At 61.4% G+C, this 25,196-nt stretch carries 6 protein-coding genes; all 6 read right to left on the minus strand.

Annotated features, from left to right (window positions below; genetic code table 11):
- Position 1 precedes the first annotated feature (1 nt).
- Genes O5O45_RS10700 through O5O45_RS10725 form a run of 6 tightly spaced genes read right to left on the minus strand, consistent with a single transcriptional unit; the run spans position 2 to position 25,194 of the window.
- Positions 2–6,478, minus strand: a complete 6,477-nt coding sequence (locus O5O45_RS10700; RefSeq protein WP_305905209.1) for a non-ribosomal peptide synthetase — start codon at positions 6,476–6,478, stop codon at positions 2–4.
- Positions 6,468–9,617, minus strand: a complete 3,150-nt coding sequence (locus O5O45_RS10705; RefSeq protein WP_305905210.1) for a serine hydrolase — start codon at positions 9,615–9,617, stop codon at positions 6,468–6,470. The genes O5O45_RS10700 and O5O45_RS10705 overlap by 11 nt, the downstream gene beginning before the upstream one ends.
- Positions 9,610–16,131 (minus strand): type I polyketide synthase, encoded by a 6,522-nt coding sequence (locus O5O45_RS10710; RefSeq protein ID WP_305905211.1) that lies wholly within the window; start codon positions 16,129–16,131, stop codon positions 9,610–9,612. Before O5O45_RS10710 ends, O5O45_RS10705 begins: the two co-directional genes overlap by 8 nt.
- On the minus strand, positions 16,128–19,433 hold the full coding sequence (locus O5O45_RS10715; RefSeq protein WP_305905212.1) for an AMP-binding protein: 3,306 nt from the start codon (positions 19,431–19,433) through the stop codon (positions 16,128–16,130). The genes O5O45_RS10710 and O5O45_RS10715 overlap by 4 nt, the downstream gene beginning before the upstream one ends.
- Positions 19,430–20,665: an ACP S-malonyltransferase gene (locus O5O45_RS10720; protein WP_305905213.1), complete on the minus strand. Its 1,236-nt coding sequence runs from the start codon at positions 20,663–20,665 to the stop codon at positions 19,430–19,432. Before O5O45_RS10720 ends, O5O45_RS10715 begins: the two co-directional genes overlap by 4 nt.
- Entirely contained in the window at positions 20,662–25,194 is a 4,533-nt protein-coding gene (locus O5O45_RS10725) for an AMP-binding protein (RefSeq protein WP_305905214.1), read from the minus strand. Before O5O45_RS10725 ends, O5O45_RS10720 begins: the two co-directional genes overlap by 4 nt.
- Between the last annotated feature and the right edge of the window lie 2 nt (positions 25,195–25,196).

The following is a 25,196-nucleotide window of genomic DNA, read 5'->3' on the forward strand; positions in this document are numbered from 1 at the left end:
TTCACGACTTCCTGCTTCCGTTTTCCTTACGCTCAACGTTCAAAATGCGCTGAACTGTCGAATAAAACAACGCGCCCCAATCCTCTTCCCCGGCTTCAGCTGGATGCGACAGGGCTTCAAGCCTCACCTCAAAGCCACAGGCATGTTCAGCCACCTCACAGGTCAGGCTCCAGTGCCCCTGCCCGTCGGCGATAAAGGGAAGCTCCAGCTGCCGGCAGGCGACGCCGAGTATCTCGCCTGCAAAACCTTCTTTTTTGAAGTAACCGAAGAAGGCGGATGGGCGTAGCGCCTGTCGGGAGAGCGCTGGATTGCGCGTCTCCAGTTCTTCGGGGTCAAACAGGTAGTGTCGACAAGCGTCTCGCACCGCCACGGACACCTGCCGCAACAGGTTTTGCGACGCCTCCGTGGCGGTGACGGCCACCGGCAACACCGTCATCAAAGGCGCCACGACGGTTTGCTGCGCCAGGTTGTCGCGCCCGTGGAATATCATCGACGTGAGCTGCTTCGGCATCTGCTCAACGCGGCTCTTGAACAACGTGAAGGCCGCTATGAAGAATTCCGGGGCGCTGATTTTCAGTCCGGCGGTGAGCGCGTCGATCTGCGCTTTTTCGTCGGCGTCCAGGGCGATACGCCAGACGCCGGTCATGGCGTGAGAGCGCTCCTGCTCCGGCCCGGGCGGCCTGTCCCGCAACTGGGACAGCCAGTAATCCGCATGTTCACGCCGCAACGCGGAGAAGCCCTCGCCGTAATACATCCCGGAATACTGCGCCAAGCCGTCCCCGGCGGGGACCCTGTCGGCGCCCGCCGCCAGCTCGTCAAGAATCTGCGCCAGTGCCGATCCGTCGATACAGGCATGGGAGAAGTCCAGCAGGAGCAGAGGGCGTTGCGCGCCGGTCACCCAGCGGCCTCGGACATTCATGCCGTCCTCCAGGGTAAATGGACGGATAAAGTCGCGAACGTCCGCCTCCAGCGCTCCCAGACTCTGGCGTTTTTCCAGACGGAACAGGAAGCGTTTGCCCGGGCGCAGGAACAGCTCATCATTTTCCAGAACGAATTGCGCGCCAAGGGCTTCATGCCGCGAGAACACGGTTTGCAGCAGGTTGCGCAACTGTTTCAGGTCCGGCTCCGCCTCAAATTCCAGCGCCACAAAGCTGTTGGAGCCCAAATCGGCCGGATTCAGCTTCACAGCCTTGTAGATGGCTTTTTGCGCCGGCAGCGCGCGAATTGTCATCGGCGCGTTCGGTCGCGCTGAATCGGGCGCTGGCGCAGCCCCGTTCTGCGCTTGCGCCAATTCAGCTTCAAGCAGACGCGCCTGACTTTGCAGATCCAGATGCGCCACAAGGGCGCTCAGGGAAATGGACAGATTGAACTCTTGTTGAATGGCCGCCATTAACGCCACCGCCAACAGAGAGTGTCCGCCGGCTTCGAAAAAGTGAGTCTGGCGGCTGATGGCGTCGGTATTGAGCAGCCGCCGCCACAGGTGCGCGAGTCTGGCCTCCACGCCATCCCGGGGCGCCTCCTGCGCCGAAGTTAGCGCCGCCGGCGCGACAGAGGGCGCCGGCAGCGCCTTGCGGTCCAGTTTGCCATTGCTGGTGACAGGCAAGGTTTGCAGCCAAACGAAGTTGGAAGGAACCATGAACGCCGGCAGGCGCCCTTGCAGATGTTTTCGCAGCGCAAGATTCAATGCTTCCGCATGGGCATCCGCCCCGGCCTCCGCCAGCTCAGGCGCACGGATGACGTAGGCGACCAGCCGGGCGTCTCCCGGCGTATCTTCACGCACCAGCGCGACACATTCCTTGACGCTGGCGTGGGAGGATATCGCCGCTTCCACCTCCCCCAGTTCAATACGAAAGCCGCGCAGCTTGACCTGGAAATCATTACGTCCCAAATACTCGATGTCGCCATTGGGCAGGTAACGGGCCAGATCGCCAGTGCGATACATGGCGTTACCGGCTTCGGAATCGAAGGGATCGTTGACGAACTTTTCAGCGGTCAGCGCCGCCTGGTTCAGATATCCCCGCGCCACGCCCACTCCGGCGATATGAAGTTCTCCTGCGACGCCGACAGGACAGGGTTGCCCGTGAACATCGAGAATATACAGGCGGATGTTATCGATCGGCCGTCCAATAGGAATGACGGCAGTCGCCTCATTCTGACGGCAATCCCAAACCGATACGTCAATCGCCGCCTCAGTCGGCCCATACAGGTTATACAGACCGACGCCGTCAAAGCGCTCCCGAAACCGGCGCACGCTGTGAGCCGGCAACGCCTCGCCGCTGCACAGAACCCGGCGCAGGCAGTCGCTTACGCCGGCTGACGCCTGATCCAGAAACGGCGTCAGCATGGACGGCACGAAATGCAAAGTGGTGATGCGGCGGGCGCAGATCAGTTCACTCAAGTAAACCGGGTCTTTATGTCCCTCAGGTTTCGCCACCACCAGCCTGGCGCCGTACATCAACGGCCAGAAGAACTCCCACACCGAGACGTCAAAGCTGAAAGGCGTTTTTTGCAGCACTGCGTCCTGAGCGGTCAGCCCATAGAATCTCTGCATCCACACCAAACGGTTCACGACCCCGCGGTGTTCGTTCATGACGCCTTTCGGACGCCCGGTAGACCCGGATGTGTAGATCACATAAGCCAGATGAGAGGCGTTCACCGCCGTCTCTTCCCGGCTCAGATCGCCGCCCTCTTTGTCCCGCCAGGCGGACGCCTGATTGAGATCAAGTAACCGGGCGCCGCTCTCTTCCGCGTAGGCGTCCAATAACGCCTTCACATGCGCAGGGACGTCATCGTGGGACAGCACGGCTTTAGGCGCCGCGTCGTGCAACATGTATTCAAGGCGCTCCCGGGGATAATGGGGGTCCAGTGGCGTATAGGCGGCGCCGGCTTTCAGCACCGCCAACAGCGACACCACCATGTCCAGGCTGCGCTCCAAACAAACGCCAACGAGAGCATCCGGTCCAGCGCCCGCATCCTCGCGCAGATAGCGGGCCAGCTGGTTGGCGCGACGGTTCAGTTGCGCATAGGTCAACGCCTCGTCGGCGAACTCTACTGCAATTGCATCCGGCGTGCTGGCAGCCTGCGCTTCGATCATTTCATGCACACAGGTTTGCCTGGGGAAGTCCGCTGCGGTCTGGTTCCAGCGACGCACGATCAGGTCCATTTCCTGTTCAGGTAACGGGTTCAGGCGGCTGATGCGGGTTTCAGGCGCGGTTTCCAGCGCATGGGCGATGCGCTGCAACGCCGCTTCGATGAAGTCGCAAATCCGTTCAGGGTCATGGGCTTGCTCCACCTGAACATTGACGACGAAGTCGTCAGCGAAGTCATCCACGTTGACGGACAGCGGATAAGTCGTACGCTCCATGATCCCTGAGTAACTGACGCCTTCTACCTGCGAAGGGTTGGCGGCCTGAAACGGATCCGCGGAAGGAACGTTGCGCACTTCACTGTGGCGATAGTTAAGCAACGTCGTGAACAGCGGCGCCTCTCCCAGGTTCAACGCCGATTTCTGGGCTTGCGCCAGGGACGCCTGCTCATGCTTGACCAACTGCATCAGCATGTCCTGAACGTTCCAGAGGCGCTCCCGCAGCGGCGCGGCGCCCAGGCGCAGGCGAACAGGCAGGGTGTTGATAAACTGCCCCATCGCATTCTCCGTGTCTTCGCCTGAAAACATGCGTCCCAGCAATACGGTTCCGAACACCACATCGTCGCTTCCGCTCAGGCAGCCGATCACCTTGGCCCAGGCCAGATGAAAGATCGCCGCCACGCTGACGCCATGCGCTTTGGCCTGCTGACGTATTTGCTGCGATAACGCCGGCGGCAAGGAACGCCACGCCTCAGTCACCCTGTCCTCGCCGGTGAGATACGCCTCCGCGTCCAGGGGCGCCGGACCCGGTTCGAAGTCCTGCAACATGGCGTCAAAAAACGCTTTGCGCTCGACGGGGTCGGCGTTGGCGTCCAGGTTGCGTCTGACCTGCCGGAACGACACGGGGGACACAGGCGCCAGGGGTTGCGACAGCAACTGCGCTTCTATTTCCTGCTGCATTTTCTCCACCGTCGCATGGTCCACTGCGAGATGATGCAGCAGGTGCAGCAATACCCATTGATCATGGGCGCGGTCATACGCGTAATAGCAACGCTGCAACGGCGCTTTGGCGATATCGAACCGTTGCGCCCCTGTATCGCAGCGACGCTTCAGCGCAGCCATGATGTCTTCGCTTTCCGTCTCCTCGGTCAGCGCCTCCACAGTCAGTTCCGCGGTTTTGCACACCACCTGCAGGGGCTGCGTCAGGCCTTCGTAGACAATGCCGACGCGAAAGGCGGCGTGGCGCGTCAGGGTATTGCGCAGGGCGTCCAGGTACGCGTGCAGCAAAGCGGCGTCGCGGAAACGGGTCACCTGCCAGAGCACGTAGGGATCTCCCGCCGGGTTCGTGAGAGCGTGATAAAGCATGCCTTGCTGCAAGGGCCCCAGGGGACAGATGTCCTGGACGTTGTCGAGTCCCCCCGGTACGGCGGCGGCGACAATGGCGCGCTCCGACTCGCTCAGTCCCTCCCAGGGCGTCGTGGCCTGCTCCGCCAATGACGCCGGCGAATACCCTGCCGCGGACGGATCGAACTTCCGCAATTGCAGCGCCAGATCCGACAAAACCGGGTACTGATACAGGGTGTGCGCATCCACGATGAACCCGCGACGGCGCAAGGCCAGCATCATTTTTACGATCAGCAAAGAGTGCCCGCCGAGGTTGAAAAAGTGGGCGCTTCGGCCAACGTCCCCGACGTTCAGCAGTTCGCTCCAGACTTCCGCCAACAGTTGCTCCAGCTCCGTTTGCGGAGGCGTTGCGTCGCCTGCTTCACCCCATTCGGGAGAGATGTCGGGAAATCCTTTGCGATCAATCTTGCCGCTGGCGGATAAGGGAAAGCGCTCCATAATGGCCATGGCCGCAGGCCGCATATAATCCGGCGCCTTGTCCGTCATGTAGCGGCGAATGCTCTCCAGCACGCCGTCGCGGGTCTGCCGTTGCAACGCCGGCTCGGACACGATGACGAAAGCCGCCAGATATTTACTGTCAGGCGCGTCTCCGCGTGCGACCACGACTGCGTCACGGACTGCCGGATGCCCCATCAATAGAGCCTCCACTTCTCCCAGCTCTACTCTATAGCCGCGGATTTTGACCTGAAAGTCGATTCGTCCCAGGATGTCCAATAGCCCGTCCGATCGCCTCCGCGCCAGGTCTCCCGTGCGATAAAGGCGTTTGGGGCCACCGCCGTCCACATCAATGTCAACGAATCGGGCGACGGTTTCCTGCAGGCGCTGATGATACCCATAGGCGAGTTGAGGTCCGCCTATGCAAAGCTCTCCAGGCGTCTCATCGCTCACTACGCGATTGTTTTCGTCCAGCAGATAGATGTCGACATGATCGATCGCTCTCCCCACGGAAGGCAGCGCGGGCCACGCCTGCGCGCTCCCTTCCAGGGTATAGGCCGTCACCACATGGCTTTCCGATGGACCGTAGTGGTTATGCAGACGGCAGGTCGGCAGCGCAGTGAAAAACTGCCGGATAGCGCCGGTCACCACCAGTTGTTCGCCGGCGGTGACCACATCGATCAGACTGTGCGGGTAGCGGTCTTCCGCCACAGCGGCCAGCGCCAGACTGTTCAACGCCACGTAGGGCAAAAATATCCGCTGCACCTGTTGTGAGGCGATCAGCGACAGCAGCGCCACAGGGTCCAGACGCAGCTCGCTGGCCATCAGCACCAGCTCGCCGCCGCTGGCCAGGGTGGCGAATATTTCCTGGAAGGAAACATCGAAACTCAGCGGCGAAAACTGCAGGGTTTTCTTGCCTGCATAGTCGCCCTGCTCGCGAATTTGCCAGACCAGCAGGTTCACCAGCGCTTTATGCGGCATGCAGACGCCCTTGGGCGCGCCCGTGGAGCCCGAGGTGTAGATGAGATAGGCCAGATCATCCGGGGTACAGGTCCGGGACGGATTTTCCGCCTCGCTATCCGCAACGTCGTCGCCGGAAAAGTCTTCCGCGTCCATATCGATAAACGCAAAGGCGCCGGGAAGCGAACGAAGGATTTCCCCGCGGGATATCACCACTGAGACATTGGAGTCGTTCAGAATATAGGCCTGGCGCGCAACAGGATAACCCGTATCCACTGGCGCATAGGCGGCGCCGGCTTTCAACGCGGCGATAACGGCGACGATGGCGTCCACGCCGCGATCCAGACACACGCCCACCACCGCCAGCTCCTCGCCATAGCGGCGGCGCAGGGTGTGGGCCAGTCGGTTGGCTCTGCGATTTAGCGCCGCGTAGGTCAGGGTTTGCGCGCCAAAGCTGAGAGCAATAGCGTTCGGCGTCAGCGCCGCCTGACGCTCAAACAGGTCGTGAACGCAACAGTCCGGCATTGCGCCCGAGGACTGTGCGGTTGGGTCGAGATGGCCAGCATTACTTTCTAACAACGATTTAGTAAACATAACTATCTTCTTTAAACTCGATAAGTTGACCGTTTTTCATGGTGATCAGGGCGTCCGCTTCGGAAAAATATTCATCATCATGGGTCACCACAAAAACGATGCGTCCCTGGGCTTTCAACATTGGCAGCCATTCCTTGTAAAACCGCGCCTTGGAGCGCGGGTCCTGATCCGCCGCCCACTCATCCAGCACCACCACCGGGCTCGGGTCCGCCAGCAGCATGGCCAGCGACAGCCGTTTGCGTTGTCCGGTCGACAGCTTGATATTGTCGAAGGCGCCGTCGCTCAACAGAGTGGATTTATCCGCGAGACCGAGCAGCGCGATATTGCGATTGATCGCCTCCCGCACCGCAATCAGAGCGGGGTCATATACTCGCTTGAACAGCCAGTTGTCGCTGAAAATGGCGCGCGTCCGCTCCAGCAGCTGGCTTTGCGACACCTCCTCGCCATCGATCACGAGAGTTCCTTCCGCCGGTGCGTAAAGTCCCGCCAGGATCATCGCCAGGGTGCTCTTGCCGGAGCCATTGCCCCCAGTCAGAAAATAGGCTTTACCGCTTTCCGCTTTCAGGGATACCGGGCCCACCCCGAAGCATTCGCTCTCGCCGCCCACACTGGGGTAGTTAAAGCGAATGGCGTTCAGTTCCAGGGACTTGACCGGCTGCGAAGGCGCGGTGACCGCATCCCGCCCGCCGCTCTGAATAGACTGGCTGAACGTCACCATGTTGCGCATCAGGCTACGCAGACGCACCAGCTCGGGCATGGCCGCCATCACCGCATTCAGCGGGCCGATGAGGTACAACAGGATGATCAGGTATTCTTTCGACGCGTTTCCGTCGAAACGGGGAATGAGCAACGGAAACAACAAGGCCACCGCCACCAACAGCACCGTGAGCAATGACTCGCCAATGAAGAACGCGCTCAAAAATCCGCGGTCATATTGAATCCGCAAGGCCTTGAAACGGTCCGACACCGCCTGGGCGTGACGGTAGAAGCTGCGTTTCACTGCTTCACGACGCAGACCTTTGTAGCCCTTTTGCAGATCCTCAACGGCGTCCATGAACTCGCTGCGGGTCTCCAGCGCCTGCGGCATGATGCGATTGGCGCGCTCGGACACGTAGTAATACAGACCAATCATCGGGACCGCGCAGGCCAACAGAATGGAGGTCGCCAGCGCAGACTTGAACGCCATCAGGTACGCGAACAGGAATACGATCGTCAGCAGATTGGCGAAGAAAGGTACGAAGGCGAGAACGCTCTTGGCCAGTTCCTGGGAGTCTTCCCCGACTACGGACTGGATTTTGCCGGGCGACAGACGCTCGACGCTTTTATAATCCGACGCCAGTAATTTGCGGATGATCTCCATCCGCCATCCCTGCACGAAGGCGTGGCCGAAGCGCATGATCTGTTGTTCGGCGGCCTTGCGGGCGGAAATATAGAAGTAAATGCAATTGAACAGCAGCACCGCGCTGTAGGCCAGGTTCGCCGCAGGGCTGTCTATCGCCTGAATGATGCAAAGCACCAGCGCCGAATTAAGCAGGCCTGACACCACCGTCAGACCGACCACTTTGGCGATCATCAAGGACGAAAAGGTTTTGCTGTCGAACCGTTCGCTATGCCGCGCCGCCTGAAAGAAAAACAGGCTCAGCGCGTTAACGCAGACGATCAACCCCAGCGCCGCCACCGGCAGACTCACCGGGCCCCATACCAGCAAATTCGCCCAGCCCAGACCCAGCACCAGAGGCGGCGCAATCATCAGTACGGAGAGCAACGCCGCATTCTGCACCACCAGTCGTCCCAGCAACGCGCGCCAGCTCACCGCTTCGGCGGACTGCACAAAGCTCTCCTGCACAATCGCCGCATCGATCTGAGATTGGGATGCGGCGTCCCTGGCGTCGGTCGGCGGCTGAACGCCGCCTGCGGCGCGCAAGCGTTTCAGCAAGGGAAACAACAACAGGCTGCACAACCAGAATAGCGCTGCGGCGACTGTAGACACCCAATCGCCGGAGTCGGCGGCGAAGCTGTCCGGCAGAGGTTGCGGCGTCGCGCCGCGCAGATGCTCAAAGATCGCCCGTCCCAGTTGGATCACTTGAGGGCTGTTGCTGTTGCCCAGCAGAGACACGCCAACCCCCGCCTCCGGATCAAACGCTACATAGGCGCCGGCGTTGGGATTCTGGCCCGGGTGGCTCCAACTGGTGGCGGTCTTTTTTTCCACATCCCAGCCGTAGGCGTACCCGGTCTCGCCCTCTCCGCCATAAGGCCGTTTCGCCTGCTGCAACGCAAACAGTAAAACGTTCAGGCGCGCATCGGTCAGCTTCGGCGCAGGCTGCAGCAGAAACTGCAACCACCGCGCCATGTCCTCCGGCGTGCTGAGAATATAGCCCGCCGGGGTGTTTTGCAGGTAGCGCGGCGCCGCATAGGGTTGCGCGGCCGTGAAGCTGATTTTATAGCCCGGAATCCGCGATTGCGTCCCGGAGAACTCTGGATCTCCCTCTACATAGGTGTCCTTCATGCCCAGCGGCAGAAAGATTTTTTCTCTCAACAAGCTCGCATAGGATTTACCCGTCGCCCTGGCCGCCGCCAGCCCCAGCAAACTGTAGTTCAGCGTGGCGTATTCCTCTTGCGCGCCAACCGGATGAGCCAGAGGGATATCCTTCAGCAGCGACGGCAATTGCTCCAAGGCATTGGGATCGGCGTTGGGACGCAGCAGATCCAGGGTGTCGCCGGAAAGACCGCTGGTATGGAACAACAGATTGCTGAGCCGGATGGCGGAGTAGCCTAATTCCGGTCGCTCGTTGAGTTCGGGAATCCACTGGGTGACGGCGTCCTGTCGGCTAAGCACGCCCTCTTGCTCCAACAGGGCGATCAATAACCCGGTAAAGGCCTTGGAGCAGGAAGCCAGCTCAAAAGCGCCCGCCTCACCCTCGCCCAGGCGCAATGAGCGCACCTGGTCGCCGACGACGATGCTCAATCCCGCAGTGGGCGTCTGAGAGGCGTCCCAACGCTGACTCAGTTCGCTGACCACTTGCTCCAGATTGGGGCTGGACCTGACAGTGGGGGCGGCGTCTGCGAAGGCGCCCTCGGTCAGGACAAGCAGCAAAGACAGCAGAAAAACGCCTATACGGATAAAACCGACGTTACTCATTGACTTCACTCTCCTGACGGGACGCAGCGCCGCGTAATTTACGACGCGCCTGTAAAGCCCTTCGCTTGTCTCCCAGGTCCGCCTGCGCAGGAACGGACGCCTGCGTCGCATCGGACGGCTCAGGGGCCAGCTCCCTGCTCAACTCACGCAGCGACGCCGCTTTGAACAACAGGGCCACCGGGATTTCACGCTCCAGTCGTTGCTCCAGACGCTTGGCGAACTGAATCAAATCCAGCGACGTCGCCCCCAGGTTGAAGAAGCTGGCGTCCACATCCAGCCTGTCAACGCCCAAGAAACTTTCCAGCATGGCGCGCATCGCCTGCAACAACGTCTCTGCGTTCGCCCCTTTGAGAGACTCGGCGTCACTGCCGGGGTTGTCCTCCGGGCCTCCCTGAGCGCTATTGGCGCTGAACAGCATTTGCTGGGTGCTCAATTGCTTCTCCAGCACGACGCCGATAGGAAGTTTGGAAACGGCGACAAAAGACGACGAGGTCTGACGCGCCAGGGTCGCCATCGCCAGGGCGATTTGCGTTCCTTCCAGATTCGACAGCCCCTCTTCCCGCAACTTGGCGGTGAAGCCGCGCGCTTCAGCGCGCTCCGCCATGGCGATCACGATTTTGCCGGTATGCCGTCCCTGCGCCATAAACTGAAACGCGTCGGCAATGTCTTTGGCGGCGTACACCTTGGTCGGCAGCGGCTTCAGCGCCTCCCGCGCCATTAAATCCACCACTTCCGACCAGGCTTCCTGGTAAACAGGGTGCTCCGCCCCGGCCTGCACGGCATGGAAGCTGCCGCCCTCCGCAAAAATCGACAATCCCAGCTTCCAGTCCTGCAGAATGTCCCGCAGGCCAAGCTCCAGGAAGCGACCTTGCGGCGCCAGTAAAGACACGCTTTCTTCCAATAGTTCTCCCGCCAGCGCGTTGAGAATCACCTGGAACGGTCTGTCGCCAAGCTGATGCCGGAACGCTTCTCCGAACTCCCGCGTACGGGAATTGGCGGCGCCTTTGGCGCCCATGCTCATCAGCAGGTTGCGCTTTTCCTCGCTGCCGGCGGTCACCCATACTTCCGCGCCCAAATGCAGCGCTATCTGCATGGCGGCCATACCCACGCCCCCGGCGGCGGAGTGGATCAGTATGCGTTCGCCCCGTTTTAGATTGGCGGCATGGCGCAGCGCGATCCAGGCCGTCGTGAACGCCACGGGGACGCCGGCGGCCAGCTGATAACCGAGCACAGGGGGGATCGGAGCCACTACCCGCTCCGGCATGATGACGTGCTCCGCCAGACAGCTATGGCCTGCGCACATCACACGATCGCCGACGCGAACCCGGGTCACTTCCGCGCCCACGCGGGTGACGACGCCCGCCGCCTCCTGCCCAAAGGTCATGCTTGGATCCGTGGGCGCCGGCAACACGCCTAATGCGATCAATACATCCTTGAAGTTAAGCCCGGCGGCCTTCACCTGAATCTCCACATCCCGGGGACCTGGCTCCTTGCGAGGCTCCAACTGGGTGCTGAAGGCGAAGTTGCCGTCGCTGGCGTCGCCCTGCCGCAATCGCATGACCCCATGACGGGGCGTATCATTATCCTGCAAAGCATTACTCTGTAACGCTCTGGAGACATCCATCAACAACAGATCATCGATGGACACCAGTAATTGACGCGTCTCGGAATAGATCTTCACTTGCAGTAATTTACCGGTCCCCAGATCGCTCACCTGGACAAGGCTGCGGACTTTGTCGCACATGGGCGCGTGCTGCCTGAAGCCGCCGATGGAAACCGGGGCGAACTGAGTATCCTCATTCTCTGGAGAGGCTATCAGCGTGGCGGTGTCCAGCAGCGCCACATGCAAACCGGAAGCCGCCGCTTCACCTTGATACGCGGCCGGCAACGCAAGCTGCACTTCTACGCTATCCGGAGCGACCCGATGCACGGCGACGACATTTCGCCAACGGGGACCGAACGCCAGGGCGGCTTTGGGACTGACGCCGACGCCATCTCTGGCGACAAACAGACTTTCTGCGTATCGCGGAGGCGTCGCCATTAACGGCTCCGCATCGCCTTCCCGCACAGTGATTTTTCCGGAAGCATGCTTCAGCCAGGTCTCGGGAGAGAAATCGCCATGGCCGGAATAAACAGCAAAAGCGGTCTGGTCCTCTGCAAGGGTTATGACGATATCTGACGGCGTGGCGTCCTGCACGATCAGCGGTCTTTCAATGGCCACGCCATCCAGCGAAAACGCCTGCGCCCGGCCTTGCTCGGACACGGCGCGATGAGCCAGCGCCAGCATGCCCATGGCCGGCATGACAGCGGTCGATGCGTCCATACGATGTTCGTCAAGCCACCAGTCCTGCCTGGCGTTCAGGGGACGTCGCCACACTAAAGCGGGAGACGCCGCGGTCTGAGCAGGGTGCTTGAGCGCCTCATCCAGTTGTTGCGCAGAGCGCGTCGCCATGCCGGATTCCGCCCAGTCGTCCCAGGCGATGGCCAGCGCCCGTCCGCCACGGCGGCGCACTTGCTCGGCATAGGCTTCCAGACAGGCGTTGGCGGCCACGTAGGCGACCTGCCCGACTTTTTCCTTCGGCAACAGGTTGCCCAGGCTGGAGAACAGCAACAGGGTTGGGTTACCCAGCTTGGCGAGGTTATCGCACAGGAAGCGGGTCCCCGTTACTTTAGGCGCCAGGGTGGCCAGTGACTCCCCTTCCGAACGCATTTGCATCATGGCGCCTTCGCCGCGACCGGCGGTATGGAACACATAGTCTATGCCGACGCCCGTCGCCGCGAGCTGAAATACCGGCGCGAACGCGCGGTTCAACGCGGCCTCGTCGCCCAGATCCGTGTGCAGCGTCACCACTCGGGCGCCCTTGGCTTCGAGCCCAAGCACCCACTGCAAAAAGTCAGCATGAGCGCTCTGTCTGGCGATCTCCACAGGCCAGTCCCGTCTTGGCGGCAAGGACTTACGCACCAGCAACAGCAGGTTGCAGTGATAGACCTGCGCCAAATGCTCGGCAATCGCCGCCCCCATGCCGCCATTGGCGCCGGTAATCAGCACCCAGCTATTGCGACTGATATCCGCAAGCGAGCGTTTAAGGGGCTGCGCCTGAATACGGGCGCTTACCCGTCGCCGCCAGAACGCATCACGCCGGAAACAATAGAACTGCCCCCCGCGCCAACCTTGCTCAATCCAGGGCTTGAGCCCGCGGACGATTGTGTCTGCGTCATCCTTGTCCAGATCCACGCATAGCGTCGCCATCTCAGCGTATTCCTCAGGAGCGATCAGCAGCGGCCCCAGAAGCTGGCTTTTCTCCGCGCTTAACTTCTCCGTCCCATCCCAGGCGGCCATGCCAGTGGCGGGAAACACCAGCCTCAACCTCGGCGTAGACGGTTGCGCCGCGCTCCATTTCGCCAGCGTCAACGGCAACCAGAACGCCCAGAATTGCGCCTGCCTGTCATCCAGATCCTCCAGTAATCCCGTGACGATGACATCCATCGCCGCAGACGGGCGCAGCCCCTGTTGCGTCAGCCAGTCCTGCAACGCCTCAGTGATCGTGTTGACGTCGCCTTGCCACTCGCCGCACTCAATCAATCCGCAGCGTTCGCTGTTTCTCGCCAGCGCCTGCGCCAGATCCCGTTCTCGCTGGGTCTGGCGACGGCAGATAATCCATGTCTCCACGTCCGCCGCCGCGTCGGTTGCGGTGTCTACGGGCGGCCGCCCGCCGATGCTTTCCCATTCCTGTCCATAAAAGTGCGAACCAAAAAACAACGACGAAACCATTGCCGTGTCCTGCGTGGAGACGGGAGACGGGGCGCGCGCATTCGCCAGACGCGCGCAGACGCGACGTTCAAAGGCATGTCCGGGCAAATGCGTCCGCAGGTTGTCCTGTTCTGACGCCTCAAGCGTCCGCTCCCGCCGCCGTAGTCGCGGCCAGTCGATGCCGGCGCCATGCGTCCAGGCGTTGGCGATGAACTGCAGGACCGCCCCCACCTCTTGTTCAGCGCCGCCGGCGCCCAGGCTTGACGCCAGCCTCGCGGCATCCAGACGCAACCATTTGCGCGTATGCTGCAGCAAGTCCACGCCGGTTCCCAACTGTATATAGAGAGACTCGGGATGCGCCTTTTCCAGGCGCTTTAACGCTTCTCCCCATTGCACGGGCGACAGCATCTGGTTAACCCAGTATTGGGGGTCGCACATCTCGCTCTCGGCGATATTGCGTCCCAGCGCCGTGGAGTAAATCACACACTGCGCCGGGCGCAGCGTATAAGACTGCAGCAATTCGCCAAAGGCCCGCGCCACCGGTTCGATCAACGGCGTATGGAAGGCATGCGACACCGCCACGCGTTTATAGGTGACTCCCTGTTCCGACAGCCACTGTTCCACTGCGCTGGCGCGCTCTTCCGCAGTAGCCAGCGTCCAGACGCCGGGACTCAGTTCCGCCACGCGCCATAGGTCAGCGGGAAGTTCACCCTCAAAGCCGTTCTTGAAGTTAACGGCGAAGACCGCGCCCCTGGGTGTGGCGTCCATCAGCCTGGCGCGCGCGATAATCAGCTCCATGCCGTCTTCCGGGGTGAAAACGCCGGCGACCGCCGCCGCGGCGAATTCTCCCAGACTGAAGCCGCACAGCGCCGCCGGCTGGCAACCCAGTTGTCGCAGCCACACGCCCAAGGCCGTTTGCAACGCATAGATCAGTGGCTGCAGATAGAGCGTCGACAGGGACTCCGGCTGTTTGAGACGTTCGATCAGGTCTTCCCGCAACATCGACAGCCGCTGCGCCGCCTTGTCCAGTAACCGGTAATACATTTCGCCGAATTCGGGAAACTCCGCCGCCAGACGCAACCCCATCTGGGGCGATTGCGATCCCTGACCAGGAAACAGCCAGACATGCTCCGTCAGCGGCGAGACCGCGCCGTCCATCAGCTCCCAACTATCCAACTGGCGCTTCCAGTCATCGCTGCTGGCGGCGACCAAGGCGGCGCGGCAGGAATAGTCATTACGGTTATCCTGCAATTGCCGGGCGATCGCCTGCACATCAATCGGTTCCTCGCCGACAGCCCCCGCCAAATAGGCGGAATAGGTTTCCGTCAACCGCGCCAATGCCGCCGGCGACGCCGCGGAGAGAGGCAGAATTTGCGCAGGGCGGGCACTCGCATCCGCGCCCATTTCGGTTTGTGCGCCAGATATTGTGGCGTCGTCTGTAGTGATCTGCGGCGGCTGCTCCAGCAGTACATGTACGTTGGTGCCGCCAATGCCGAATGAACTGACGCCCGCACGCCGAATGGGCTGATCAACCGGCCACGCCTGCGCCTGGGTGGGCGCCCAGAACGGGGTTTTATCCAGCTCCAGATGGGGATTAGGCCTGTCGAAATGCAATGTAGGCGGAATTTTGCCATAGCGAACGCTGAGGGCGGCCTTGATCAGACCCGCCACGCCCGCGGCGGCGTCCAGATGCCCCATGTTGGATTTGACGCTGCCAATGGCGCAGCGAAACTGAGCCAGCCGCTCCGGCGGGGTCAACGCCGTCGCCACTTTGTTCAGCGCCTGGATTTCTATAGGGTCGCCAAGCACTGTGGCGGTGCCGTGCGCTTCGATCATGCCCAGGCTGGAGAAAGGAATATCCGCCAGTTGATACACCTGGGAAATAACATCCGCCTGCCCTTGAACGCTGGGCGCCTCGAAACTCACTTTGCGATCGCCGTCGTTATTCATCGCGGATTCAACGATCACCGCATGGATGGGATCGCCATCCGCCACGGCGTCCTCCAGCAGCTTCAGTAAGACGACGCCCACGCCATTGCCGTTCACCGTGCCCTGCCCCTGGTCAGAGAAGGTTTTACAGTGTCCGTCCGGCGACAGGATCATACCGTTCTGATACAGATAGCCCCCGGCCACCGGGTCCGTAATGCACGCGCCGCCGGCCAGCGCCATATCGCACTCTCCCGCCAGCAGCGCCTTGCAGGCCAGATGCACGGCGGATAACGAAGTGGAACAGGCGGTCTGCACATGCACCGCCGGCCCCTGTAACTTCATACGGTAGGCGATCTGCGTGGCGAAGGCGGCCGGGTCGTTGTAGTTGCCGACGTCGAACATTTCCGCGATGTCCTGACTGGCGCCGGCGAACTGCTCCAAGCGCTCCAGGTTCAGCGTCGAACCGATAAACACGCCGGCGTTCAGCGTCGACGCGCCGGGCGTGATCCCTGCATCGACAAAGGCGTTATAGCTGACTTCATGCAGAATCCGCAGTTGCGGGTCCATTTTCTGGGCTTCCCGCTGCGAATAGCCGAAAAAGCCGTAATCAAAGCACTCGGCGTCTTCCAGCGCGGCTTTCGCCGGGACATAGTTGGGTTGATCGATAAGATCGGATGGCGTCCCGGCGGCCAGGAGCTCGTCCCGGGAGAAAAACGACACCAGCTCCCGCCCCGCCAGAAGATTGCGCCAGAAGGCGCGCCAGTCGGGGCTTTGGGGGAATCGGCAGGAAATACCAATTATGGCGACTTCGTTACCGCTATATTCTCGCTTCATGATACTGAACTTCCTTTTACTTTACGCCGTCTGTCAGCCAGCCGGCTCTTGCCTGAACGGGCGGACGACAGGATGTGTTCTTGATGGGACGAAACGCCCTGCGGCGAGCCGGGATTGGAGGCGGTTGCGTCGGCGCCTGAATGCGCCGTTGTCGCGTCGCCGCGTTTGATCCAGGCTGCGAATGAGGCGATGGTCGGGTGCTCGAAAATGACCGCGACGCCAATCTCTCGATCAAACGCCTGCTGCAACTGGGATTGCAACGAAATAACTTTGATAGAATCGCCGCCGGCGTCGAAGAAATTGAGGTGGGTCGCCACCGCCGGGACCTCCAGGACGCGGCTCCAGACCGCTTGCACCTGAGCTTCCACCGGGTCGGTCAACGGCCCCTGCGCAGCGACGATTTGCGCTTCCTCCTGGGCTTTGCGGGCGGCGATATCCAGAAGCCCCCTGCGATCTATTTTTCCGGTCAGCGTGCGGGGAAAACCGTTGAGCGCGACTATTCGCGCCGGAATCCAGTTTTCCGGCAGATGACGGCGAATATGCTCCCGCATGCGCGGCTCCAACTGCGCCTGAGCGAGCTCGCTATCGATGAAGAGTCGCCATTGACGCTTGCCGCCAGGCTCCAGGGCGGGCAGCAGACAGCCGGCTCTGACCTCCGGCAGGGCTTCCGCCACCCGCTCCAGCTCACGAGGCTCTATACGAACGCCGTTTATCTTGACCTGATCGTCGATGCGCCCCAGGTATTTAAACCCTGTCGCCGGTGACAAAGTGACTGCGTCTCCGGTGCGGTAAAACGTCTGCCGCCTGTAGTTGACGAAACATCTGGCGGATTCAGCCGGGTTGCCGTCGTAGCCCTGCGCCACTGCCCGTCCCGCCACCCAGAGCTCGCCTCGCACGCCCGCCGGCAGCGGTTTACCAAAAATATCCGCGCAGTAGGCCGCCACGTTTTGAATCGGCCAGCCAATGGCGACCTCCTGCCCCAGGGATTGTTTCGCGCTGAGGCAGTCCACCGTCGTCTCACTGGGGCCATAGTGGTTGCTGACCGCGTATCCCTGCCGCAATAGCTGGTCGCGCAGGGGCTGCGGCAGCTCTTCCCCGCCGAAGATCCATCGCCGCATGGCGGGCAGCGGCGGCGCGTCCTCGATTAACCGGGCGATGGCGCCGGGAATGAAGTTAACCAGGGTCACCCCCTCCTCCTGCATCAGGCGAATAAACGCCTGACGTTCCTGCAGGACATGGGAAGGGGGGTAAATCAACACAGCGCCGACAAGGAGGCAACCGAACAGATCTTCGACGCTCGGATCAAAGTTCAGATCGGTCAGCCCCAGCACCCGGTCGGCCGCCGACAGGCCGGTTTCCTTGATGAACCAGTCCAGTAAGTTCGCGACGGATTCATTACGGATAGAAATGCCCTTGGGCGCGCCGGTGGTGCCGGAGGTGAAAATGAAATAGAACTCATCCTCGGGACGACGCGGTCTCCATAGTTCAGGCGCACAGGCGTCATCAGCGGACGCCTGCGCAAGCGCTGGCGCATCCAGCAACAGGCGACCGGCATCGCCGAACTCGGAAAACAACGCGGCGTCGCCCAGGACAATGTCGCACTTCGCCATGTCCAATAATGTCCGTCGACGCGGCAGCGGGTCTTTCGGGTTAATGTAGCAATAGCTCCCGCCGCTGAACAGCACCGCCAGAATCGCCAGCGTCGAAGCCTCTCCCTTGGCGAGATGCACCGCGACTCTGTCGCCGGGCACAAAGCCGGACCGGCGCAAGTGTTCCTGCAGCGCGCCGATCCGTTGCGCCAGCGCATGGTTGTGAATCCGCCTGTCGCCCTCTACAAGAACGACGCCTTGAGGCTGTTCGATCAGTCGTTGATACATTTGCAGCAACTGCGCATTGATATCCGCAGCCTCCGCCCGTTCTCCCGTCACCAGATAATGGTCTTCAGTCTGTTCCGGGCTGAACTTCAGCACGCAATCCGCCACCGGCGCCTGTGCAGGCAGGTCGATAAGATCGGCCGCCAGCGAGTCGAACGCCTGAAACGCCACCGTCACCGCCGCGGGATCGCCCGTATAGGTTTCTCCTGCGCTCAGCTCCACCCGCCAGTCCCGCTCTCCTGATACAGTGAGGGTCAGGCCGAAGTGGGTGGTTTCTTCACTGTGCAGGTCCGTGAGACAGGCATCGTAGGACCTATCCTGCAACGTGGCGTCGATGGGGTAATTGTCAAAGACCACCAGTGAGTCATACAGCTCCTCGCGCCGCCCTGCGATTTCCCGGATCAACAGAGGCGGCGTTTTTTCATGGGCCTGAGTCTGCTGCAAGGTCTGGAATACGGCGCGCAGCGCCTCCTGCAGGCTCCAGTCGCCGTCCAGAGTCAGCAACAGCGGCGCGGTGTTGGTGAACAATCCCAGCGGCTGCCGTTCCGCATTTTGCGCCAAGGCGGCTTCACGTCCGGAGAACGCGCAACCGAAAGCCACGCTTTTCTGGAAAGTGAACTTGCTCAGGGTTAACGCCCAGCACAGATAGACAAAACTGGCCGGCGTCACCCCTGCGCGCCGGCAAACGGCTTCAATCTGCGCTTTACGGGCTTGCGGCCACAGACCGCCCGCCCTGGCCTCCGCGTCGCCGGATGGCGCAGCGCGGCGGAACAGCGGCTCCGCCAGCAGTCTGGTTCCTGCGGAGGCGTCCGCGTCAGGCAGGCGTTGCAACGCCTCGCGCCAGAACTCGCGGCTGCTTTGCAGTGCGTCAGGCGTCAGTCCTTTCCAAAGCTGCTGCGAATACAGTCGCGAGTCCAGCGGCGGTATTGGCTCGCCTCGCAATCCCTGCACCCAAAGCGAGACCAGCAACGAACTGCTCCACCCATCCATCAAAATATGATGGAACGAGAAAGCGATGCTCAGGCGGCCTTCTTTTGCGTCATGAAAACAGGCGATGCGAAAGACCTCCGCGTCCAATTCAAACGGACGCGCCCTGGACCCGGCCAGCCAGTCAAGACAGCGCTGTTCGCAATCAGGGGCCGGGGCGGCGACGGACTCATAGGCCAGAGGGATGCGTGGACGCGCATAGACAACCTGATGCGGAACCCGTAATCCACGCCACACAAACACCGACCTCAACGCCGGTTGGGCGGCCTCAATAAGGCGCCAGACCTCATGAATCCGCGCCTCGTCAGCCGGGGTGCGCAGCGTGAAGGACACGCCGATGTGATACGCGCTGTTGCCGTCCTTTAACGCATGAAACAATAGACCGTTGGCTTGCGGCGTCGCCTGCAGCACTTCTTCGATATAGTTGGACGGGGTCGTCATACGCGCTGCTCCGCCGCCTCAAACAGGTTTTGCAGTCGGCGTCTGTCGATGGCGAGAGAGCGCGCGCCGGCGTCTTCAACAATGCTCAGCCATTGCTGCGTGCGCGCATGGATAACCGCGGTCTCCTTGCGCTCCGTTGACAGCGCCTCTTTTACCTCAGTACGGATGCGACGCAGTTGTTCCAGCGCCGCCGCGTCTTCAATGGGGGGAAGCTTCGCGCTATACAGGTGATAGCAGCAGCGTTGCAGAAACCGCTCATGTCTGCGCTCCGGCGCGCTCATCTCCTGCGCAAAGGAAAACAGATCATGAGGTTCGCACACCGGTTCGATGGGCAGATTCGCACGCTGGTTCAGATAGCTCAGGACGGCTTTGGGCGATATCTCCAGGTAGCGGGTGACGCCATTTTGCGCCACATACTGCAAGCTGCGCAGCCACTGCACCGGCGCAATCAGGTGATGCAATATCGATGTACGCAAATCCGCCGCCGGCGCTTCCGCCGCGCTGACGTTGCAAACCAGTCTGGAAATCGGCTGCGAAGAGGTCGCGCAATCGGGTAAAAAGTCCAGTTTGCTCTCCAGTTGCGCTCGCGCGTCCGCCATCAACGGCGAATGAAAAGGGCCGCCGATGCGCAACGGGTAAAGCAGGCCGCCCAATGCCTCCATACGCGGAGCAAAACGCCGGATCTGCGCCATTTCACCGGACACCGTCGCCTGATCGAAAGCATCGACGGCGGACAGGTATATCTCCACGCCCTCATCCCGTCGCGCCTTTTCGACTTCCTGGGCGACGACCTCCGCCGGCACATGCAGCACCCAGCACATTTCGCCCTGATCGAACTGACGGGCGCAGGCTTCCACTATCTCCGAACGCAGGCTGACCACTTTGGTGACAGTGGCCAGATCCAGATATCCGGCGGCGCATAATGCGGGATACTGGCCCAGGCTATGCCCCATCACGAAATCGGGAACCAGGCCGCAGTGCTTGCGTAAAATGTCGGCGATGGCGACCGTTGTCGCCGTCAACGCCAACTGGGCGATGCGCACCTGCTTCAGATCACTGCGACGCTCGCCATGAATCACCTCATGCAAATTGACCTGAGAAATCTCCGAGACTTCCTCCAGACACTCCCGGTATTCGGGATAAATCAGGAACTCGGCGAACATATTCGGTTGCTGAGCGCCGACGCCCGGAAAAAGAAACACGGTTTTGGCTGAATCCATAGCGGTTCTCATACTGCGGCTCCATTAATGATGAGATCCAGCTCTGCCTGAGAGAGCTGACAAAGAGGAAAATCCGAAGGTATCAGGACGGCGGGCGGCGCCCCCGTCTCATCGTCTCCACGCTGCAGCGCCTCGTTCCAGGCGGACAGTCTGGCGTTCAATTGCCCCAGGCGGTCGCGGGCGAGCGTTTCATCTGCGTTGGCCGCGCCCAGGCGCAGTTCGACATACACCGCGCCGGACTCCCGGTCGTCATGAATAAGCAGATCGAAATCGGCCACGCTGCGTTCGCCGGGATGACGAAAGCCGCCGGACAAATCATGCGCCAGGGTAAAATGACGCCACTGTTTCTGGCTCTCCAGGCCGAAACCTATGTCGTTGACGCACAGCAGCGGCCTGTGTCCCTGCGCCGGCAGCCCCAATTGACGGGTCCAGGTCTGGCCGCTTTCATGGCGCTGGGACTTGATGGCCCGCAGATAGGCGTGCTCGCCCGCCATGGGGATATCAATGCTGATCTGGTCGAAACCAGTGAACCATCCCACGGCGTTGGCCAGATGAGCGCCCCAGGCGCTGGGAGTCTCCGCCTCGGAAAAGAGGCGGCCATGATGCTCGAACAATAGGAAGGACTGCGCCGGCGTTGCATCGCTCTCATGCAAAACCGCCAGTAACGCGGCGGCGATCAGCTGCATGCGATCCGTTTTATGACGCTGCGCCATCTCCCGCAACGCCGCGCCGGACAGGCTCAGCGCTTCACGGACCGGCGCCGCGGCGGGACCTGGTTCCAGGTTTTCACCCACCTGAAGGTCCGCATCTTCACCGACCTGATCCCGCAGCCATTTCCCCCACAAAAACACGCCCTGCTCAGTTGGCGCGCCAATGGAGTCGGGGTCTTCCAGCGCACGCTCCAGCTCATCCAGCAAGTAAATCCAGGAGTGCACATCGCAGATGAGGTGATGGCATACCCAGATCAGGTGGTTCCGCTGCGAGTCCGGGTCGCAGACGATTTCATGAGCGCTGGGTTGACGCTGCATGTCGACCTCGCACTGCAAGCGCTGCAAGCGATCCGCCAGCGCTTCACCCGGTTGCAGAACATGGGACGACAGCGGTTCAACGGCGGGGCTTTCAAAGCGGCAGGCGCTGAAATCGGCGTTCGCTCTCAGCGCGAAGATTTTGTGTCGCGCTTTGACCGCCGTCACCGCCGCGTGAATGCGCACAGGCGTCAGGGCGGCCGGAAACGTCAATGTCACGCCCTGCTGCAAGCGTTCGCCATACTTGAAGTTTTGGCGCTGGAACCAGCGCACGCTGGGAAGATAGCGAATCCAGTTCGCATCGACGTCTTCAGTCGCCGCCGCATCCGCGGACGCCAGAATTTGCGCGCTATGCAGACAGGCCTTTTCCAGCACGGCGCCAAGCGCGGTCATGGACAACAGTTCACCGGCGCCGACGCGAACGCCCTCCTTCGCCAGCAGCGCCGCCAGCCGAATCGCCTTGATCGAATCGCCGCCCTGCTCCAGAAATGAGCCGTTTAAGTCCACGCCTTGCGGCCAGATGGGTTGTAGAAAGTCCTGATTCAGCCAGGATGGCAGCTGGAATGTCCGCGCAGACTGAGTGGACGACGCGCCGATCGGATGCGGCTGCGCCACAGCGTCTGCAAGCTGCGCCTGAGCCGCCGCGGTCAGCGCCGCCATATCCACTTTGCCGTTGGCGTTCACCGGCCAGGGCTTGACCGTACAGTACAAACCGGGCAGCCAGGCGTCGGGCAGCAGGGCCCGCAACTGTTGTTGAAATGCCGGGTTGGCGCAGGGCAAGGGTTCGCTGCTGCACAGCGCTACCATTTCGCGTTTTTCAAACCCCTCGCGCTCTTCGCCAGTGGGCTCAGCGGCGTGATCCTGAGTGGAAATCTTGAGCGCTTTCAGCTCCCAGCTGCGTTCGTCGCGCCCCAACTGCGCAAGCGCGCGCTCTACGGCGCTCTCGATTTCAGTAGGATGAATGCGATGCCCGCGTATTTTGAATTCCTCATCAATGCGTCCGAGGCAATGCAGTGCCCCCTGCTCGTCCTGAACGCCCAGATCGCCGGAGCGATACCAGAGGCCGCCGTCATCGCGGCTGCGCACGAACTTGGCCTCTGTTTGCAGCGGGTTGTTGAGGTAACCGTCGGCCAGCACCGGACCGCCAATCCATAGCTCGCCCTTGAAGCCTTGCGGCGCGCACTCGCCCCAGGCGTCTCTTACCGTCATTCGCGCAACGCCAAGGGCGGCGCCGATCGGCGTGACGGCGCTCGGCGCCAGGTCTCCCGCCATCGGCTCGCTCACGACATGAATGCAGCATCCGACTGTCGCTTCAGTGGGTCCGTACTCGTTCACCACCCTGCCGCCCTGCGGGAAAAACGCCAACGCCTGATTCACCAGTGCGGTGGATAGATGCTCTCCGCCGACGACAAAGGTAAGCGGGGTCCGCCGGGGCGGGCTGTGCTCCGTCAACAGAGACAGATGAGACGGCGTACATTTAACGCCAGTGAGCGCTTCATCCGCGAGCAACCTGCGCAGCAACTCAGGATTGTCGCGAATATCAGATTCATGGGGCTGGATGAAACCGCCGGACAGCACCGGAACCAGAATACTGGTTTGCGTCAGATCGAATCCAAACGAGGTGAACAATGGCGCGTTGAAAGGCCGTTCATCCGCATAGGCGCGGGTCGCCGCCAGGGCGTAATGAGCCAGGGCGAGCGGAGAAATCGCCACCCCCTTGGGCTCTCCCGTGGAGCCGGACGTATACAGGATGTACGCCGGCCGATCGTGGGGCGCTGCTTCCCCAGTCGTAGTTGGCTCCCCGGCCTCCTCTCCCGCCGCCAGCGTCACGTCAGTGGCCGGCAGGCCTAAACTCTCCGCCAGCGCTTTGTCCGCCCCTGCGTGTAGACATCGAGCCACGCCGGAACTGCGGACAATAGTGAGCAACCTGGCCGCCGGCGTGGTTGGGCATACGGGAACCACCGTCAGGTTTTCCATCAGACAGGCCAGGTAGGCCAGCACGATGTCAGGCGTGCGTCGTCCGAGCATCATCACAGGTCGCCCGGCGCCGTCTTGCCCGCGCCATTTACGCAGCCGCTCGCGCAACGCAGAAAGCCGCCCCCAGCCTTCGCGATAACTCATCGACGCGCCCGTCTCGCACTTGAACAGGCAGTGGTCGGCGTAGCGCGCAAAAGCCTCCGTCAGGTAATAGCCGATGGGCGATACAGACTTCCTCGCGTCTATGGCGGCGACAGGCGGATTCACCCCCGTCACATCCGCCGCCGCTTCCATGGCGTAGTCAATAACCTTGTTCAGAAACGCCTTACATTGAGAGGATGACCACTGCTGGCGAAAATCCGCTTCGATCTGGATACTCCCGTCTTCGAAACGGTCATGGATGTGAACCGTAGCGAACAGCGCTTCCACCGCCTGCAAATGGTCAATTTCCACCTGGGCGCCGGAGACGTTTTTCTGGAAGGCGCCCGTCTGGTATGACACGCCAAACGCGGGAACAATGCGTTTCCATTGCGCTGAAGCGAACTCGCCCCAACGGGCGCCCGGCGCGTAACGGGAATGCGCCAGGGCTTTTTGCAGAGGCTTTCTGAGCCCGCGGTAACAATCCGCCACGGTTTCCCCGGCGGCGCGGGAGACAGGAACCATCACGGGCGCCACCGCCATGGCGATGGTGCGCTTCTCATCGTCACTCCAACGGTTCAGCATGGGCGCCTGTAATAGAACCGCGTCAGCGTCCTCCACCACCATTTGCGCATAAGCCACTGCGGCGAAAAACAGCCTGAACACAGACCCACCCTGAGCTTTGAAGGCGCGCAGCCGATCATTGTGTTCCCTGGGCAACGGAACGCGGATGCGCATGGAGCGGGCTTCCCCACCCCGATAATCGCCGATGGGCCAGCGGCTGTTGATTGGCGCCGCCGGTTCCTGACCGAAAACCTCAGCCCAATAGTCAGAATCCCTGCGCCAGCGTTGCGAATTTTCATAGTCCTGTTCGCGCTCCGCAATGACAGAGAAAACCGGAGACTCGCCCTGCGCCGACTCCGCGCCGTCCAGCGCGTTCGCCAGTTGTTCCATCAACAGCGCCAGGGCGGCGCCGTCCGCAGCGGCGTGATGGGCTTTGACAAACCAGCCGGAAAGATTCTCGCGGTACTGAACGGCGAACACGCTGATCGCCGCTCGCGCCAGATCTTCGTCCAGCAGCAGACGCCGCTCGGCCCAGCTTGCGAAGGCCTGCTCAGGATCGGGGCGATGACTGAAGTCCACCGTCTCCACCACCGTCAGCGGTTTGTCATGGCGCACGCCGCGCCATTCCGCGCCGGAGGGGGCAGGGATGAAGCCAATACGGAATACATCCTGCGCCGCCATGACCCTCTCGGCCGCCAGCGTCAACCTCTCCAGAGACACCTCGCCATGCAGGCGCGCCACGCCGCCCAAATAGAAGCGGCGTCCGGACAAATGAAACGCTTCCATCTTGAAAACGGCCTGCTGCGACCGGGACAGCTCAAATGTCAGCTTATTCATAA

This window comes from Hahella sp. HNIBRBA332, from assembly GCF_030719035.1.
Taxonomy (GTDB): Bacteria; Pseudomonadota; Gammaproteobacteria; order Pseudomonadales; family Oleiphilaceae; genus Hahella.

What these genes read in the sequence shown, in the direction of transcription:
- O5O45_RS10700 (WP_305905209.1), bottom strand. Translation starts at nt 6,478, where the DNA reads ATGTTTACTAAATCGTTGTTAGAAAGTAATGCTGGCCATCTCGACCCA.
- O5O45_RS10715 (WP_305905212.1), bottom strand. Translation starts at nt 19,433, where the DNA reads ATGACGACCCCGTCCAACTATATCGAAGAAGTGCTGCAGGCGACGCCG.
- O5O45_RS10705 (WP_305905210.1), bottom strand. Translation starts at nt 9,617, where the DNA reads ATGAGTAACGTCGGTTTTATCCGTATAGGCGTTTTTCTGCTGTCTTTG.
- O5O45_RS10725 (WP_305905214.1), bottom strand. Translation starts at nt 25,194, where the DNA reads ATGAATAAGCTGACATTTGAGCTGTCCCGGTCGCAGCAGGCCGTTTTC.
- O5O45_RS10710 (WP_305905211.1), bottom strand. Translation starts at nt 16,131, where the DNA reads ATGAAGCGAGAATATAGCGGTAACGAAGTCGCCATAATTGGTATTTCC.
- O5O45_RS10720 (WP_305905213.1), bottom strand. Translation starts at nt 20,665, where the DNA reads ATGAGAACCGCTATGGATTCAGCCAAAACCGTGTTTCTTTTTCCGGGC.